We start from the raw sequence: 17397 nt of genomic DNA on the forward strand, positions 1-17397 counted from the left end.
GCCAGCCGATCAGGGCTGACTAGTAGCGGTAGTGGTCCGGCTTGAAGGGGCCTTCGACCGGGACGCCCAAGTATTCCGCTTGGTCTTCGGTCAGCTGAGTCAGCTTGACGCCCAGAGCACCCAGGTGCAGTCGCGCGACTTCTTCGTCCAGCTTCTTCGGCAGCATGGTGACGCCGATTTCGTACTGGTCGCCGTTGTTGAACAGTTCGATCTGTGCCAGCACTTGGTTGGTGAACGAGGTGCTCATCACAAAGCTGGGGTGACCGGTCGCACAGCCCAAGTTGACCAGGCGGCCCTTGGCCAACACGATCACGCTGTGGCCATCGGCGAAGGTGTAACGATCGACCGCACCGATGTCGGCCGGCTTGATTTCTTCCTTGCTGACCTTGCCGTCGGCGACCTGGCCTTCCAACCAAGCGACGTCGATTTCAGTGTCGAAGTGACCGATGTTGCAGACGATCGCGTCGTTAGGCATCTGTTCCATGTGCTTGCCCAAGATGATGTCTTTGTTGCCCGTCGTGGTGACGAACAGACGGCCTTCTTTACAGGCTTCGTCCATCGTGGTGACTTCGAAACCTTCCATTGCGGCTTGCAACGCGTTGATCGGATCGATTTCGGTCACGATCACGCGACAGCCGTAACGTTGCAGACTGTGGGCACAGCCCTTGCCGACGTCGCCATAGCCACAGACCACGGCGACCTTACCGGCCAGCATGACGTCGGTCGCACGCTTCACACCGTCGGCCAGCGATTCGCGGCATCCGTACAAGTTGTCAAACTTCGACTTGGTGGCCGAGTCGTTGACGTTGATGCCCGGTACACGCAGGCGGCCGGATTTGTGCAACGCCATCAAGCGGTGGATACCGGCGGTGGTTTCTTCGCTGATGCCCCGGATGTTGGTCAGCAGTTCCGGGTACTTGTCGTGAACCATGGCGGTCAAGTCGCCGCCGTCGTCCAAGATCATGTTCAACGGTTCGCCGGACGGGAAATGCAACGTTTGCTCGATGCACCAATCGAATTCTTCGTCGGTCATGCCCTTCCAGGCGTAAACCGGAATGCCGGCCTTGGCGATCGCCGCGGCGGCTTGGTCTTGGGTGCTGAAGATGTTGCAGCTGGACCAGGTGACTTCCGCGCCCAGTTCGATCAAGGTTTCGATCAAGACGGCGGTCTGGATCGTCATGTGAAGACAGCCGGCGATGCGAGCGCCCTTCAGCGGCTTGCTTTCACCGTACTTGGCACGCAGAGCCATCAGGCCCGGCATTTCGTTTTCGGCCAACTTGATTTCTTGGCGGCCGTAATCGGCCAGCGAGATGTCTTTGACCTTGTAAGGCAAGCGTTCGGATTGAACTTGCGACACGTGGGATTCTCCCGAATTTCATCAACGAAAAGGATCAGCCGATACCGCCGGCCGAACTACGGGCGGCCGCGTCAGAGGGGTTATGGACCGATCACGGGGACTCCCGCTGGTCCACAATCCGCCGAACGCGACTGCGACAACACTTTCACTGGGCCCAACCGTAAGCTGCGCCCAACTGCCACACAGTCTAAGTGTCGAAAAGATTTTGGACAGTGCTGTCGACCGGATACTTGGCCCGAAGTCCCCCATCGAGGTCGGGATATGCGGTCAGTCCGGCAGCCGAGCGGCGGTCAGCCGGCTTTGGCGGCTTGGAATTCAGAAACGAAACGCCGGATTCGATCGTCATTCTTCACGCCGCGCGGGCGTTCAACACCGCTGGCGACGTCAACGCTGGTCGCGCCGGACACTTCCACCGCTTGGCGGACGTTGTCGTCATCCAGCCCGCCGGCCAGGGTCCAGCGAGCGTCCGGATTGTCGGCCGACCACTGATGGATCGCCGGCCAGTGAAGCGTCTTGCCCGATCCACCGTGCATGCGTCCCGCGTCGGCGTCCAGCAATAAGTGCAGCCCCGCGGCGGCGGCAGGTCCCGTCGCCGCGTCGATCTGGTCAGTCGTCAAGTCGGCCACCGGCAATTTGATGGCTCGGATGACGGTCAATCCATCGCCCTGCAATTCGATCGCCTGGTCGATCGGTTCGTCGCCGTGCAGCTGGACCGCGTCCAAGTTCAACCATTCGCTGATCTGGCGGATCCGGGCGACCGGTTCATTGACGAACACGCCCACAGTTCGCAGTGCGTGGCCCCTGGCCGCATCGGCCAATTGCGATGCGTCGGTGGACATCGGGTCCACGAATCGCACGCTGGGGGGGAAGAAGTTCAGACCCACCGCATCGCCGCCGGCCGCCGCGACTGCCGCAACGTCGCTCTTCAGGCGAACTCCGCAAATCTTGACCTGAAACATCGCACTTGCCCTTTCGACCCGCAAAGATCCACTCACCGAAACCCGTCGCCAACGCCGATGATGATCTGGGGTTGGAGCATTCGGCAAGGCGGTGCTACCGTTCAGCTGTGATGCCGCCGACTGGAATCCGGCCCGCCTTTCTGGGCTCGGACCCACCAAGGGGAACTGTCTTGCGGAAGGGATCATCAGGAATGACCAGGCGTGGTGCCGGTGAGATGAAGCGTTTCACGATCAAAGCTCGGTCACACACCGTGGGAACCTTGGTCGTCGGCTGCAGCGTCGCGTTGTTGGCTTGGTGCTGGTGGCCGCGCGGCGAAGCGATGCAGTTGATTCAACTGCGCCGGGCCGATGGTTCGGTCCAGCGGTTTGCCCGAAACTTGAATGTCGGGGAACTGAATTTCCTGCGCCGCCGCATCGAAAACCGCGATGTCACCGAACCGGTGGCCAAGATCGGTTGGCATCGTTGGGTGATGGAAACGGCCAGCCACTATGATCAATTGAACCAGGTGAAGCCGCCGCCCGTCGACGACGCGGACGACGCCGTGGTTCCGGTCAGCTACGAAACCACATCCCCGGCCGAAAGCCTGGCCAAAGACGGTGCGGACGCGGCCCCGAGCGTGGACTGGAAACGCCAAGCCGACCACAGCCGTGTTGTCTTGGCCAACATTGATCAACGCGTCCAAGAACTTCGCCGGCAACTGGGGGAATCTCCGGTGCAATTGCTGGGCACTGTACCCGGTCCGGTCGCACCATGGTGTTTGCCCGTGTCACTGATTCTGGCCATCGTATCCGGTGCCGCTCATGCATTCTGGTGCCGCTACTGTCCCGGTTGGCGATTGACGGCGATCAAGTCGCTCGCATCGGCCGAAGACTCGGGCGGTGATTCAGGTCGTCAAACCGCCGCATCCATTTCCGGGGGCGATGCGGTCTTGACCGACGATGCCAATCTTTCGCATCAGTTACCCATCGCGCTGCCCAAGGACTGGATTGAAATCCGGCAGGGTGCCCAGTTTCACGTTCGACGTCTGCTGGTGATCGGCGTCGCTTGCGCCGCACTGCTGAGTGTTTGGAACGTGACCGGGGCCTGAGCGTTTCGGGGTTGATGTCGTTCGGATCTGCCCGGATCCGATCGCCCCCTGGACGCTTGTATGCCGAATCGTCCACCCACGGCGGCCGCGAAATCGCGCCAAGCGAAAAATCCTGGCGAATCGTCAAACTTGACGTGACTTGCATTTCAGTTCGCCGGCGAAACGATCCGAAATGAATCGATAACCGTCTGTGGACGGCTGATGGGCGGCGACGGGACACCCGATCGACCCGACGCCAAAGGCCGCCGATCACGTCAACATCCTCCGCTACATTTTGATTGGTTGACAAAACGATGCGATCTCCCGAAGCGAATCGAAATCCGATGTTTCGCGTGCCGCCATTCCCGGCATTCCCCAGCGTGGATCGATACATTCCCGTCGGGACGCTCCGCGATTCGCTGAACCGCGTCGTCCGCAGCATTGATGCCCGCGAAGCCTTGTCGTTGGTGATCGGCCCGCCCGGAACGGGCAAATCGCTGTTGATCCAATTGGTCGCCAAGCACTTTTTCGGATCGCGGACGGTGGTCCAGCTGGGTGACGCCGGGCTGCAGAGTCCCGAAGCCTTTTTCCGTCACGTGTTGCACGCTCTTGGCGTCGATCTGAATTCACTGCACGCCGGCGATTTGCACTTGGCATTGGTCGACCATGTCAAGCAGAACGCCGCCGTCGGACACGGGTTGTTGTTGCTGATCGACGAAGCCCAGTCGTTGTGCACCGACGTGTTGGAATCCATTCGCATGGCGACCAATATCATGGTTGCCGGACAACCGCGTGTTTGTGCCGTGTTGTCGGGCGGTCCTCGTCTGGATGAAACCCTGGCGACTCCGTCGTTGGACGCTTTATCCCAACGTGTCGCCACCCGTTGCTATCTGCATCCGTTCAATGGCGAAGAAACTCGCGAATACGTCGAACAAGCCATTCGCAGTTGTGGTGGGCAGCCGGAACAGACCGTTACACCGGAGGCGATTGCGGCGGTGCATCATGCCGGTGCGGGCATTCCGCGGTTGGTCAATCAGTTGATGACCCAAGCGATCGATTGCGCCGAAAGTCTGGGCGAAACCCTGATCACCGATCGTATCATCGATCACGCCTGGGCCACGTTACAGCAATTGCCCAGCCCGATCATGGATGAACCATCGATGTCGGCTGGCGACCGCGCCGATCAAACGCTTTCCAGCAACGTCGAATTCGGTGCTCTCAGCGACTTGGGCGCCCACGACGGGATGATCGAAACGCCCAAGGTCCAGCCGCAAGCGGAAGCCGCTTCGCCCTGCGGTGCCCCGGAATGCGGCGACGGCGTTTGCCGCAGCCAGCCGTGCCGCAACGAATCCAACGTCGCCGACGCCGATTCGTCGTTGGAACTGGAACTTGAATTGGATCTGGAACCGGAACCGGTTGCATCCGTCACCATGGATGACCAGCCGGCCGAATCCAGCTGTGGTTCGGAATGTGACACCGCTTGCGAATCCAGCTGCGACATTGTCAATACGTCGTCGATCGTCGCTGGAAACGTCGTCGTGCAGAATCCGTATGGCGACGAAGTTTTTAACACCGATGGCGGCGTTGTGAACGTGGTCGGATCGTGCGACATCGATCTGTCCAGCGACGCGGAAGTCGGCCCAGGCAACGAATCAACGGACATCGAACCGATGATGTCCGAACCCGTCGCGGCTGACCCGACGCCCGAGCAATCGGAATTGTTTGGCGACTTCGAAGAAGAAGAAGAGCTGGCCGTCGGTGTTGCCCGCCGCGACGCGGAATCGGCGGAAGCCGCCGCCACGTCGGATGATTTGGAATCGTCCTTGCAGATGGAAGTCAGCGAAATTGCGGGTGAGGCTCAGGCGGCCGCCGATCGCCAGGACGATGACATGGTCGAAGAAACCATTGACGTCCAAAGCATGGATGCTGGGTTGCGAATCAATGCACCGGAGATCGTCTTGTCCGAAGACGACTTGGTGGATTCGGGCAATGACCAGGTCGCCCCGCTGTCGCTGCATCAACCTGCGGCGACGGGAGCCGAATCACCCGTCGCTTGGTTCGACGAAGACGAATCGGGCAACGTAACCAGTCGCGATGACAGCGACATCTTGGTCGTCGAAGAAGACGTTCCCACGGAGGTTCCGACCGCGGCGGCGCCGATCACTCTGGCTGCGGAAACGAAGAAAGACGAACCCGTTGCGGTCGACTTCCAAGCGATGCTGGCCAAGATGCGAGGAAACGGCTGATGGACTTGGCCCCGCTGGCTGAGCATCTGTTGTGCGTCGTGCGGGAAACGGAATCGACGCCCACACTGGTGGTTCCCGATTCGGTTCGCCTGCGACGCGCGTTCTTTGCGGCCTTGGCGGAACAAGTCGCACGATGTGCCGATGGCCAGGATCGCGATGGCCGACCGATCCGGACGACGCGTCTGCGTATCGACGCCCTGTTGCCGGTTTCCGCGGGATGGCGGGATCGGTGGACGACGATGCTGCGACGCGATCCGTCAGCGTCATCCGAATCGCCCGTCGACTGGTCCATCGAGCGACCGTTGATGATCGGTCGTCAAGGCGGCATTCATGGCGAAATCGTCGTGGGCTATGCTCAAGCGGGTACGGAATTTCCCGCCTGGGTGACACCGGTCCCACTGTGCGATCGACCTCGGGCGGCTTAGACGCGACCCGCCGTTGCACGTGAAAGACGTTTGCTTTGCCCAGTTCTGATTCACCGGCACCCACGTCGCCGCCGGGGCGAGTGCTGATCGCCATTTGTACCTACAACGAAGCCGGCAACGTCGTCGCGATGTTGCGTGGGCTGCGCGAATCGATGCCCGACGCGGATCTGTTGGTCGTCGACGACGGGTCGCCCGATGGGACGGCGGAATTGGCCCAGGAATGGTCGGCAAAAAACGGCCGCGCCGAAGTCATCGTGCGGCATGACCAGCGGGGGCTCGGGGGGGCGATCCGTCGCGCGGTGCAAACGGCGGTCGATCAGGGCTACGACTTCTTTCTGAATCTGGATGCGGACCTGAGCCACGACCCGGCGGAATTGCCGCGGTTGCTGGAGCGGGCTTTGCAAGACGACCGGCCCGATGTCGTCGTGGGGTCGCGATACATCCGTGGCGGTTCGATCGTCGGATGGCCGGTGCGCCGCAAAGTGCTCAGCCGGATGGTCAACACGTTCGCGGTCCACTGGTTGCGGCTGCCCGTCAGCGATTGCAGCGGGTCGATGCGTTGCTATCGCGTCGACGCCTTATCGCGGTTGGATTTGGACGGCCTGCGGAACAACGGCTATGCGTTGTTGGAGGAGTTGTTGGTGCGTCTGCGTCAACAAGGGGCGGTCATGGCGGAGGTCCCGATTTGCTTCACCGAGCGGCAGGTCGGCGAGAGCAAGCTGACGATCGGTGAAGCGGTTTCGTCGGCCCTTTCCATCGTCAAACTTTCGCGTTCGCCCAGCCGGTGACCGCATTTTCCGGCTTTCCGGATGGCCGATTCGGCGGGTGGCAACGGTTTTGTGGCCGACACGTCCGGGAAAGCCCCCACAGAATGCCGGATTCGCCGGAGAATTTGCCGTTTTCCCCGACGTCCCTGACATAGCTTTCAACTGGGGATTGGGTCTTGTTGGGACTGAGGGCACAGGCGAAACGCCGATGTATATTCCGTTTGAATTGATCGACCGCGGCATGGTCTCGTCGGACCAGTTGGTTCAAGCGCTGCGTCATCAAGTGGCACTGCGAAAGCCGGTGGGCCAATTGGCGGTTGATAATCAGATGATGCGGATGGGCGAGGTCTTTGACGTTCTGGCGCAGCAACGTGACTTGGCACAGTCCAGCGACACCCGGTTGCCGTTCGGACGCGTGGCGATCCAGATGGGATACCTGAATCGCGCCCAGTTGGGCGAATTGATGCTGCAGCAACTGGACCAGACTCCCGGCGTGGACGAAGTCCTGGTCGACGAAGGCGTTTTGGACGCGAAAGTGCTGGTCGGACCTCGCACGTCCAGGCCAGACAACGACGTGTCCGGGCAATCTGCCTAGCAATCCAGCCGCTTTGGTCGGTCACTGGCCTGGGAAGACACGGATCGATGAAACCAAGCGTTTGGGGGCCTGGGGCGATGGTCAGTCAGGCGAATCCCTGGTCGGCGGGATAACTTTAGAAAGCCCGCGAGATTTTTTTCGCATTTCAATGCGGGGATTGCGGCGGGAGCACGCGAATACCCTTGGAGACTGTGTTCGGGTTGCGAAACGGCCGTTTGAAAGCTTGGTTTCGTCGCGGTTCTGAACACGCAGACGCTCTGTGTTCTCGTTTCGCCCAGCCCATTCGTGACGTCAGAACGACGGTACGGATCAGCTAAAGATGCCGTGAAGCCACCATTCGTGTGTGTCTTTGGGGGTATCAGCGGTCAGATCACGATAGACCCACCACCACTGACCCCGATTCGTTTCGACGCGAAAGTAATCGCGGCGGACACACGGGCCGGCCCACCAGCCGGTTTCGATCCGCTCGGGGCCCCAACTACGGATGACCGCATGATGCTGGCCGGCGTATTGAAATCCGCGGGGAATCCCGCCCGGTCCGATGGCCGTTTGGTGTTCAGCCAGGCGTGCGTTGGCGTGATGCCACGGCCCCGTGTCCGATTCTTCCCTACCCAGGTCGGCGCTGCTGGACAAATTGTCACACTTGGCATTTGGGCGGCATTTCTGGGCGACCAAAACGTGTGGTGTAACGAATAGTTCCAACGGCCGACGCATGATTTCGTCGGTGTGGGGCAAGAATGAGGATCGGGTTTGATGGCCATCTTTCGACCGCGACGATGCGGAGGACTTTTCCGCTTGGGCGAACCAGCGGGCGGATCGTCCGGCCAGCGGGAATTCTTCGAAGGCTTTCTCGGGCAGGGCATCCCGAGTCAGGCGGGCTCCGCAAACGTTTTCGCGACCCAGTCGGTTGGACAGCGAATCGATCAGCCGTGCGACGGTGCTGCCGCCGCAAGAGTCATCTCCATGCCGGAACAGGTCTTGCTGTCGTGTCGCCATCACCTGGGTGTGGGGAACCGAGACGGTGACACGATGGACCGGTGCCGGCAAGCCTTGGGATTCGATCGATTGTTGCACCAGAGTCAACCAGTGGCCGGTGTCCAGCGTCGGCGCAAATAAGCCAACGTCCACAGTCAGCGGCGGGTGGACCGAAAGGTCCAGGCGACATGACACGTGTAGTGCCCCACACGACCGTGTCGCCAAGCCCGCCCTGACTTTTTCCATCAAGCGGCCGATCCGGTCCACCAGGATCGCCATGTCCTCGGTCGGGTATTCCAGCGGCATCGATTCGCTGTCGCACACGGGACGCTGGGCGACGGTGAAGTGTTCTTCGACATCGCCGACCAATTGGGCCAAGCGGTCGGCGACGTGCTGACCCAACCGTGTGGCCAGCCCGCCTCGGGGCAACGCCAACGTTTGGCCGATCGTGTCCACGCCCAGACGCCGCAGCATCGTCACCGTCTCCGGTGCAATCCTTAGTCCCGATGTCGGCAGGTCGCCGACCGCGTCGACGGTCAATCCGATGGGAACGATCCGGGTTCGCCCGTGCCCGTGGTTGGCCACCGCCCAGGCGGCACCGATCGTGTCGGCGATCGCGATCCGGCCGGACAAGTTCAACGAAGCCAAGATCTGGTCGCTGGCGGCGATCACGTCGGATTCACCACCGAACAAGTGTGTCACACCATGCAGGTCGCCGATCAGCGATTCGCGACAATGCAGCGATCGCCCCGCCCAGCGGAAACGGTCTAACACTTCGGTGCCGATCATCGGCGTCAAACGATTTCGAAATCGTTCGACCAACTGGTCCATCGCCCCTGCGTCGGCGTGACGGTTATGTTCGATCAGCTGATACGAATCCGGCGCGCCGGCACGCTGCAGCCAATCGGTCGCCTGGGCCACCGACATGCCCAATCGCACGCCCGCGGCGGTCGCACGCCGGCAACACGCCACGACCACACGGCCGCGACGAGGATCGTTTTGCCACAGAACCGTTGGAATGTCACCCGACGTCGCGTCGCGGCGCATCCGCAGTCTTTGGATCGGCCAGTCGGGAAGCCAGACGCATAGCAGCCTTTTCATGCAGCGGTTCTGAATGAACTTGGATGCGGTATCGGTGATCGATCGACAGTAAAACGCTGCGCCCGGTCATGCCGCCTTTGCAGCGGTCCAGCGTGATTTGAAACAAACGCTGTTGTCGACGGGCGGGCCCGCGCAGACCATCCGATGGTCGTTGCGGACGACGCGTTGCACCGGAGTTGGGAAGCGTCAAGTGTGACGTGTCGCGATGTCGGTTGGATCGTGCTTCATCGCGCCGGGGCAACGTCAGCGGACGGCTGGCGACGTGAAATCGGGTGTCGGCAAAACTGGGGCGGCCCCGTGATGTCGAACCTCGCAGCAACAAGCCCGGGGTGCGTCCCGTTTCGGCCGCCAACTGGAACCGCCGCGCGTCACGGTCGTCCAGTCGTCGGGGCGCCCAGGCGATCACCAGGCCCACGCAGCCGCTGCGTAACAACTGGTCGGTCGCCCAAATCGTGTCCGCGTCCGATTCGGTTCGGCACCACAACAGCCCCGCCGGATCGATCCCGAACCCGGTCAGGGCGGGCGGATAAAAATGACCGTGCGGATCGACCACGGCCAAGCGTCCCGGCCCGGCGGGGATGGGGCGTCGGTCGGGACAGAAATCGTTTCGCAGATAGCCCGCCGCGGCGACCATCGCCAACGTCAGCGCACCGCCGGAGGGTACCGAACTGATCCATTCGGTGATCCCGTCGGTTCGCAATCCGCCACGGGGCAGCCAAGCGTCCACGGCGTCACAGCCGGTCGAAAACGCTGGGGCTTGGGAGATCTTTGGAAGGGAAGCCTGGGGTGTCGGACCGACGTGATTCGGGTCTGTCACGTCGGCCGCGTCCGCTTCGCCGGCGGTGTGGCCGCCGATCATCTTGGACAAACGGCCCAGCAATGCCTGCCGATCCTCCGCCCCAGTTTCCGCATGCTCTATTTCCTCACGCTCTGTTTCCGCAGTCCCGATTTCCGAACGGCGATCTGGACGGGCGACCGAATCGGGGGTGTCGACGGGGAAAGCAACCGCCGGTGGTGGCAAAAAGGAATCCGAATCCGCGCCCTGATTGTCCGAGCGATCCGCCTGAACCGTGCCGGCCGGTCGCGTTTGAGCGGCAAAGTCGAAAAGCTGTTGAGTCGCCATCGGGTGGATTCTCGATGTACGTTGGTGGCAAAGGGTGACGAGTCGGCGGCTGTCGAGACGGCCAATGGGACGCCGAAAGCTATGCTAGCAATTCGGTGTAACCGCGTACAGTAATTTCATTCATCGGCGTGAGGAAATCGCGTGCTGCAAAAAATCCGCTGGTTCTTTTTGTTGGCGGCCATCGTGCTGTTGGTGATCGTGGCGTTTCAAAACAGCACGCCGGTCGAATTGGCTTTGTTGACCTATCGCGGCACGCATTCGCTGACGCTGATGTTGTTGGCCACGACGGCGTCGGGATTCTTGTTGGGGGCGTTGGCGACGCTTTGGCACCAGCGTGGCCGACGCAAACGAAAAGACGCTCGGCAACGGGCCGGCAAAGCGGCCAAAGCCGAAAAACGTCGTCAAAAAGCGGAAGAAAAGGCCGCCACAGCTGCGGCGCCCGGTCCATCGGGCGGTGGCAGCGGTCAAGGCGACACTCACCCGTTGCTGTGAACCGAGTCCCCCGCAAGGATCGCTTGGGGTTCCGCCAAACGGGCGGCATGGCGTGCACGACGCTGGGCGACCATCTGGTGACGTCGCAGGACGATTTGGGCCAAGTCGCCGATGCGGTTGACGTGATTCTTGGGGGCTCGTTCCAGCTGCTGGCGTCCTTGGTGGATCGCCATCGCTAGTTCTTTCAGCGACGGACGGTCGCCGCTGGTGGGCGGAGCGGTGTGAAACTTTTCGCGTTCTTCATAAACCGCCCCGTCGACTTGATCGGCGTGGTTCGGGGTGGTCGGCGACGTTTCGGGCAACAGCGTCGAAAACCGAACCGACGGCCGGACAACGGGGACGGGACTGGCCGAAACGGGGTTGGCCGGAAAAGGACTGGCGGCGGCATCGGGGTGTCCGGCAACGCTTGGTCCGCCGGTGACGTTCGCAAAGCCAAAGTCGAACAGTGAAAGCTGGGTCATCGATCGGGTCTCCGAAAGAACTGGAAAATCGCCTCCGGTGGTGTCACCACCACGGCGTTCGCATTCTTCGAAGACCCCGTGACACGTCTGGTCACGACCCGAATCACCGGCCCAGAAATTTCCTTCGCCAAAACCCCTACAGCCGACCCAATGGGCCGTCACCGGCCACCAATCTTTGACTCCACCACGACTTCGGACCGGCGTTTCGGCCCGCGGCAACTAGGCTCGCATCGTCTTTACCCGACGGCGTGTACCGACCCGGCCGTGGTCAACCGACGGTGATTCTTTCAACGACAGACACAGCATGAGCGACGCGGCCTTTCCCTATTCATCCACCGAAGCCCGCCGGTCGGAATCCGACCACGTGGGGCCGATCCGTTTTGCGGCGGTTTTGACGTGGGCGGCGTCGGCGGCCCTGGCCGTTCTGGCGGTCTATCCGATCGCGTTGATCGCCATCGGGATCGGCCAGTTGTGGGAAAAACCTCCGGTGGCGACACCGTTGATTTGGATTTTCATGCTGATCCCGGCCGGCTGGTTGACCCTGCGGATCAAGCGTTGGTTGGCGCCGGCGTTTTACGGCCCGATCCATGATCGGTTGCCAGAGCAGATGTTTTTTGGCCCGGCCATCAACGACGTGCTGAACTGTCACCGCACGATTCTGGTCGCCGCTTCGTCGATGATCCTGATCAGCGAAATCATGACGGCTTGGCTGGAACGACAAGGCGTCGATCTGACCTGGATGAGTGCCTCCGTTGCCGGCACCGCGATCACGGTCGCCTTCCTGGTCGGCATTGGACTTTGGGTGTCCGGTTCGCGTTTGTTCAAGGCCACGCGAGGCCGACACATTCGTCGTCGGCACAGCCACCGTCCCGACGGTTTGTCGATCATCGATTTCACCCCGGCCTGGGACAACGACCGCACGAGGATGTTGTCCGAATGCCGAGGCAGCCGTGATCTGGCGCGAGCCCATTTCACGTTGACGTTGGCGACGACCGCAGCGTTTGCGATCGCGGGGCTGCTGGCGACTCAGTTTGCCGGCCGGTCTTGGGCGGCCGAATTGACCGTGTTCTTGGCCATCGCCGGAATCTTGGCGCTGTGGCCCACGTCCACACGTTTCGCGTACTGGTGCCGTCGCGTCGTCGGCGTCGCGCTGGACGACTGATGCACTGCTGACGCTTGATCGGCGGCCATCCGCATGACCGGCCCGCGGGCTGGGACGCTAAACGAACAAGTCCAAGATGCGTCGCATTTCGGCCACCGCATCCTTCATGCCGACCATCACAGCACGGCTGACGATCGAGTGACCGATGTTCAGTTCGTGGATGTTCTTTAGCGCCGCGACGGGGCGCACGTTTTGATAATTCAACCCATGCCCGGCGTGCAGCTGCATCCCGGCCGATGCCGCGACGTCGCCCGCTTTGGCCAAGCGATCGAGTTCTGCGTCCAGCTTCGCACCTTTTGCCAACGCGTAGGGGCCGGTGTGCAGTTCCACCGAATCGGCACCCAGCGCCGCGGCCGCTTCGACTTGGGCGACGTCGGGATCGATGAACAGACTGACGCTGATTCCCGCGTCCTTCAGACGGGCGATCGCTTCGCCGATTCGTGACGTGTCGCCGGTGCAGTTCAGCCCGCCTTCGGTGGTCACTTCTTCGCGGCTTTCGGGCACCAGCAACCCGCAATCGGGCTTCCATTGACAGGCGATCGCGACGACCTCCGGTGCACAGGCCAATTCGAAATTGGTTTTGACCGTCACCGTCCGCATCAGCATTTCGACATCGCGTTCCTGGATGTGCCGCCGGTCTTCACGCAAATGGAAAGTGATCGCATCGGCCCCGCCCTGTTCGGCCAAAGCCGCGGCGATCACGGGATCGGGTTCATAGGTCCGGCGTGCTTGGCGGACCGTTGCGATGTGGTCGACGTTGATGCCCAGATGGATCATTGATCTTGTTGCCTTTTCAGCCATTCAATTTCGCTTGCGATGTCATCGGACAACCCGCGACGACGCATCGATTCGGGCAGCACCGTCCAGGCGTAGGTTTCGATTTCCAAGTGCCCGGTAAAGTCCAACGAGCCCTGAAGGCTGTCCAGGGTTCGCAGCGCCACGCCCACTTCGTCGTGCGTCGTGGAAAGGTGCCGGAATCGTTCCAAGAAGATGGGAACATGGAAGTGGATCACCCATCGCTGGTCGCCGGCGACGGGATCGCCGTCGGTCGGCAGGCTGTCCAGTAGACCGGGCAAATCTTCGACCAATTCAAAGCTGCCGTCCGATTTCTTGCGTCCGATTTGGTGCAGATAACGGTCTTCGGCAAAGTCACGCAATTGATCGATCGCTTCATGGCGTCGACCGATCGCCATGCTATCCCAGTCGGCCAGGATCGCGCTGCTGACTTGGACCTTGCCCACGCCGATGCCCGCGGTCGCCAGACGCGACAGCACGTCACGTTGGTCTTCCATCATCACGGCGCTATGGCACACGTCGTGGCAAACGGTGATGTAACGCCGGTGCGATTCGTCCGGCAATTCCTTTTCAAAAAACGCTAGACAATCCCCGACGGTGTCCAGGTAGCACCCGGGTTCCGGTTCGATCGCAAGCACGATGCGGCGTCCGCTGGTCGATTCCAGCTTTTCAAGCGAATCCGCCATCGCCCGCAAATTCGCACCCGCCCTGTGGATCTTTTCATCACCCGGTGATTTGCCCCAACCGATCGGCAGGGTGCTGATCGATCCCACACTTTGGGATTCGTCCAGGACAACGGCCAGGATGGCTGCCAACCGCCGCGTGTATTCCAGCCGTGCATCGTCCCACCAGGCCGGTGAATAGACGTCATGCTTGACGACGTCCTGGTGAAAGTTGGCAAACGGGAACCCGTTGATCGTGAAAGCCGCCAGACGTCGGGAACGCAGAAATTCGGCAAACTCTGCCGCGCCGCCGTCGATCAATTCCACCGACGCGTCGTTGGGGATCCAAAGTCCGACGCCCAGCGATTGACCACCCACCAAGTCTCGAACCGGCAGCGAGTATCGAATCAGATTTTCGCGGATCGATTCCAGATCGGTTCCGGCGTGGACATTGGTGCAATAACCGATCGTCGTCGCGTGACTGTGAATGGCCCTGCTCCTGTTCATGGCGTGGGATTGTACGGATTCGGGCCCGCGATTGTATGGCCAGCCGACGACCCGGCGTAGACCCGGTTGGGAACCCGCCGGCCACCCGAATCGGATCCACTTTCAGGCCGTGTTCAAGGGGCCCACGCAATTTGTTTCGCCACACGGTTGACTATGATGCAATCGCATCGGACGGTCGGCCCGCCTGACCCCGCCGTCCTGTTGCCCCATGGGCCACCCGCCGCGTTTCCCCCCCAGCCGCGTTTCTTCCGCCGACAACGATTGCGATCCTTCATGCCCGCACACCGAACCACGATTTGCGCGTTGGCCCTGATCTTCGGCTTCCCAGGTTTGGGCGACGGCTTTGGCCGGCCAACGGCAACCGCCCAAGGGATCCAAAACGCCAAGCACGTTGATCCGCTGGACCGGTTCGCCCAAATCGATGCTCGGTTGCCCACACCGGGGCCGACGCGAACCGCCAGCGGAGCGCCCGGGCCGGCCTATTGGCAGCAACGTGTCGACTATCAAATCGACGCCACACTGAACGACGACGATCAATCGATCCGTGGCACCTGCCGAATCGCCTATCACAATCATTCGCCACACCCGCTGCGGTACTTGTGGTTGCAGCTGGACCAGAATCGCTTCCACCCCGATTCGGCGGCCGTGATGACCCAGACGGCCCCCAGTTTCGGATCACGAATGTCGTTCGGCGCGATGCGTGGCTTGCTGGCCAAGCAAGTCTTTGACGGCGGGTTCAAGATCGATGCGGTCCGCGATGACGAACAAGCAGACCTGCCGCACACGATCGTCGACACGATGATGCGTGTGGATTTGCCCGACGACTTGATGCCCGGTCAATCGATCCGCTTCAGCGTCGAATACCACTACAACATCATCGAAACCAAAGTCATCGGCGGACGCGGCGGCTTTGAGTCATTTGATGACGGAAACCGGATCTATGAAATCGCCCAGTGGTACCCACGTCTGACCGCGTATACCGACTACTGCGGATGGCAACACAAACAGTTTTTAGGACGCGGCGAATTCACGTTGGAATTGGGGGATTACCGGGTCCGCTTGACCGTGTCTGATGACATGGTGGTCGCGGCGACCGGCACGCTGCAAAACCCCGATCAGGTTTACCGGCCGGCTTGGAAGCAACGTTTGAAACAAGCCACAAAGTCGGACAAGCCGGTGTTCATCGTGACCCCCGACGAAGCCCGTGCCAACGAATCGGCGGACCCGTCGAAGAATCTGCAAACGTGGGACTTCCACGCCGACAACGTCCGTGACTTTGCGTTCGCCGCCAGCCGCAAATTCATCTGGGACGCCATGGAAACCGTTTCCGGGGACCAATCGGTGATGGCGATGTCGTTTTATCCCAACGAAGCCGAACCGTTGTGGAGCCAGTACAGCACCGAAGCGATCGTCCACACCTTGGACGTCTATGGCCGTTACGCGTTCCACTATCCCTATCCCACCGCGATCAGTGTCAACGGCCCGGTGTATGGGATGGAGTACCCGATGATCTGTTTCAACGGGCCGCGGCCGGAAAAGGATGGGACGTACAGCAATGCGACCAAGTATGGTTTGATCAGCGTCATCATCCACGAAGTCGGCCACAACTTTTTCCCCATGATCGTCAACAGCGACGAACGGCAATGGACGTGGATGGACGAAGGCCTGAACACGTTCCTGCAGTATTTGACCGAACAGGAATGGGAAGAAGACTATCCGTCGCGTCGCGGCGAACCGGAAAAGATCACCGGATACATGAAGGGCGGCAATCAACGCGCCATCATGACGGGCAGCGAAGAAATCTTGCAATTCGGCGCCAACGCCTACGCCAAGCCGGCGACGGCCCTGAACATCTTGCGGGAAACCATCCTGGGACGCCAACTGTTCGATTTTGCGTTTCGTGAATACTGTCGACGCTGGCGTTTCAAACGGCCGACGCCGGCGGATTTCTTTCGCACCATGGAAGACGCTTCGGCGACCGACCTGGATTGGTTCTGGCACGGTTGGTTCTACACGACCGATCACGTGGACATTGCCATCACCGATCTGCAACTGTACACGATCGATGACGGTGACCCCGATGATGCGGCCGACCGGCGGCGTGATGAAAAGGCTGAAAAGGAACCCACGCTCAGCGAAGAACGCAACGCCGGTCTGCGACGTCGCATCGATTGGCAACCGGGGCTGAAGGACTACTACAACAGCCCCGACTATGACCCCGACGGTGTCGACGAAGACCAACGCAAAGCCTTTCATAAAATGATCGAAGGCTTGGACGACCGTCAGCGGGCAATGCTGCGCAGCAAATCAAACTTTTATGTCGCCACCTTTGAAAACGTCGGCGGGCTGGTCATGCCGATCATCGTGCGTCTGTACTTCGATGATGGTTCCAATCAAAAGGTGACGGTCCCGGCACAGATCTGGCGGGCCAACAGCCGTAAAGTGCGTAAGCTGTTCATCACTGAAAAAAGCATCCTGCGGATCGAAGTCGACCCGCAACGGCAAACCGCCGATGTCGATCTGTCGAACAACCATTTCCCGCCCCGCGTGGTGCCGTCACGCTTTCAGCTGTACAAGTCGAAATCATCTGGCAAGAACCCGATGCAAAAGGCGGGGCTTGGCAAAAAGGAATCCGGCAAGCCTAAGGCGGATGACGCCAAGGAAAAACAGGATGATGCATCGGAGTAAGGCAACGTGATGGAG

At 60.8% G+C, this 17397-nt stretch carries 15 protein-coding genes; 8 read left to right on the forward strand and 7 right to left on the reverse strand.

Annotated elements, in window-relative coordinates:
* Nucleotides 1–19: 19 nt before the first annotated feature.
* Nucleotides 20–1357 carry an adenosylhomocysteinase gene (ahcY, locus tag Mal65_RS11810; RefSeq protein WP_145297613.1) on the reverse strand — a complete coding sequence of 446 codons (1338 nt, stop codon included), beginning with the start codon at nucleotides 1355–1357 and terminating at the stop codon, nucleotides 20–22.
* Between the two features lie 290 nt (nucleotides 1358–1647).
* Nucleotides 1648–2316 carry a phosphoribosylanthranilate isomerase gene (locus Mal65_RS11815; RefSeq protein WP_165701215.1) on the reverse strand — a complete coding sequence of 223 codons (669 nt, stop codon included), beginning with the start codon at nucleotides 2314–2316 and terminating at the stop codon, nucleotides 1648–1650.
* A gap of 191 nt (nucleotides 2317–2507) precedes the next feature.
* Between Mal65_RS11815 and Mal65_RS11820 the strand changes: the two genes are divergently transcribed.
* From Mal65_RS11820 to Mal65_RS11840, 5 genes are all read left to right on the forward strand, one after another.
* Complete coding sequence (locus Mal65_RS11820) at nucleotides 2508–3404, forward strand: hypothetical protein (RefSeq protein ID WP_145297617.1); 897 nt, start codon at nucleotides 2508–2510, stop codon at nucleotides 3402–3404.
* Between the two features lie 293 nt (nucleotides 3405–3697).
* Complete coding sequence (locus tag Mal65_RS11825) at nucleotides 3698–5629, forward strand: ExeA family protein (protein WP_145297620.1); 1932 nt, start codon at nucleotides 3698–3700, stop codon at nucleotides 5627–5629.
* Nucleotides 5629–6054 (forward strand): hypothetical protein, encoded by a 426-nt coding sequence (locus tag Mal65_RS11830; protein ID WP_145297623.1) that lies wholly within the window; start codon nucleotides 5629–5631, stop codon nucleotides 6052–6054. The genes Mal65_RS11825 and Mal65_RS11830 overlap by 1 nt, the downstream gene beginning before the upstream one ends.
* A gap of 35 nt (nucleotides 6055–6089) precedes the next feature.
* On the forward strand, nucleotides 6090–6842 hold the full coding sequence (locus tag Mal65_RS11835) for a polyprenol monophosphomannose synthase (protein WP_145297626.1): 753 nt from the start codon (nucleotides 6090–6092) through the stop codon (nucleotides 6840–6842).
* Between the two features lie 187 nt (nucleotides 6843–7029).
* Nucleotides 7030–7416 carry a hypothetical protein gene (locus Mal65_RS11840; protein WP_145297629.1) on the forward strand — a complete coding sequence of 129 codons (387 nt, stop codon included), beginning with the start codon at nucleotides 7030–7032 and terminating at the stop codon, nucleotides 7414–7416.
* Between the two features lie 309 nt (nucleotides 7417–7725).
* Here Mal65_RS11840 and Mal65_RS11845 read toward each other — a convergent pair whose 3' ends face one another.
* Both Mal65_RS11845 and Mal65_RS11850 read right to left on the reverse strand, forming a co-directional pair.
* The gene (locus tag Mal65_RS11845) at nucleotides 7726–9492 is read right to left on the reverse strand and encodes a DNA polymerase Y family protein (RefSeq protein WP_165701216.1); all 1767 of its coding nucleotides are present in this window, start codon (nucleotides 9490–9492) and stop codon (nucleotides 7726–7728) included.
* A complete protein-coding gene (locus tag Mal65_RS11850) occupies nucleotides 9413–10615 on the reverse strand; it encodes an ImuA family protein (RefSeq protein ID WP_145297635.1) in 1203 nt (400 codons plus the stop codon). The genes Mal65_RS11845 and Mal65_RS11850 overlap by 80 nt, the downstream gene beginning before the upstream one ends.
* A 141-nt stretch (nucleotides 10616–10756) precedes the next feature.
* On the opposite strand from Mal65_RS11850, the gene Mal65_RS11855 reads away from it, so the two are divergent.
* Complete coding sequence (locus Mal65_RS11855; protein WP_145297638.1) at nucleotides 10757–11107, forward strand: lipopolysaccharide assembly protein LapA domain-containing protein; 351 nt, start codon at nucleotides 10757–10759, stop codon at nucleotides 11105–11107.
* On the opposite strand, the gene Mal65_RS11860 is transcribed toward Mal65_RS11855, so the two are convergent.
* A complete protein-coding gene (locus Mal65_RS11860) occupies nucleotides 11092–11568 on the reverse strand; it encodes a hypothetical protein (protein ID WP_145297641.1) in 477 nt (158 codons plus the stop codon). The two genes, Mal65_RS11855 and Mal65_RS11860, sit on opposite strands and share 16 nt — an antisense overlap.
* Nucleotides 11569–11872: 304 nt before the next feature.
* Between Mal65_RS11860 and Mal65_RS11865 the strand changes: the two genes are divergently transcribed.
* Complete coding sequence (locus Mal65_RS11865) at nucleotides 11873–12730, forward strand: hypothetical protein (RefSeq protein ID WP_145297644.1); 858 nt, start codon at nucleotides 11873–11875, stop codon at nucleotides 12728–12730.
* A 57-nt stretch (nucleotides 12731–12787) separates the two neighbouring features.
* On the opposite strand, the gene Mal65_RS11870 is transcribed toward Mal65_RS11865, so the two are convergent.
* Both Mal65_RS11870 and eboE read right to left on the reverse strand, forming a co-directional pair.
* Nucleotides 12788–13507 carry a pyridoxine 5'-phosphate synthase gene (locus Mal65_RS11870; RefSeq protein WP_145304859.1) on the reverse strand — a complete coding sequence of 240 codons (720 nt, stop codon included), beginning with the start codon at nucleotides 13505–13507 and terminating at the stop codon, nucleotides 12788–12790.
* Nucleotides 13504–14694, reverse strand: a complete 1191-nt coding sequence (gene eboE, locus Mal65_RS11875; RefSeq protein WP_145297647.1) for a metabolite traffic protein EboE — start codon at nucleotides 14692–14694, stop codon at nucleotides 13504–13506. The genes Mal65_RS11870 and eboE overlap by 4 nt, the downstream gene beginning before the upstream one ends.
* A gap of 273 nt (nucleotides 14695–14967) precedes the next feature.
* On the opposite strand from eboE, the gene Mal65_RS11880 reads away from it, so the two are divergent.
* Nucleotides 14968–17382, forward strand: coding sequence for a M1 family metallopeptidase (locus Mal65_RS11880; protein ID WP_145297650.1), 2415 nt, complete (start codon nucleotides 14968–14970; stop codon nucleotides 17380–17382).
* Nucleotides 17383–17397: the final 15 nt, after the last annotated feature.

It is taken from the genome of Crateriforma conspicua, from assembly GCF_007752935.1.
Taxonomy (GTDB): domain Bacteria; phylum Planctomycetota; class Planctomycetia; order Pirellulales; family Pirellulaceae; genus Crateriforma; species Crateriforma conspicua.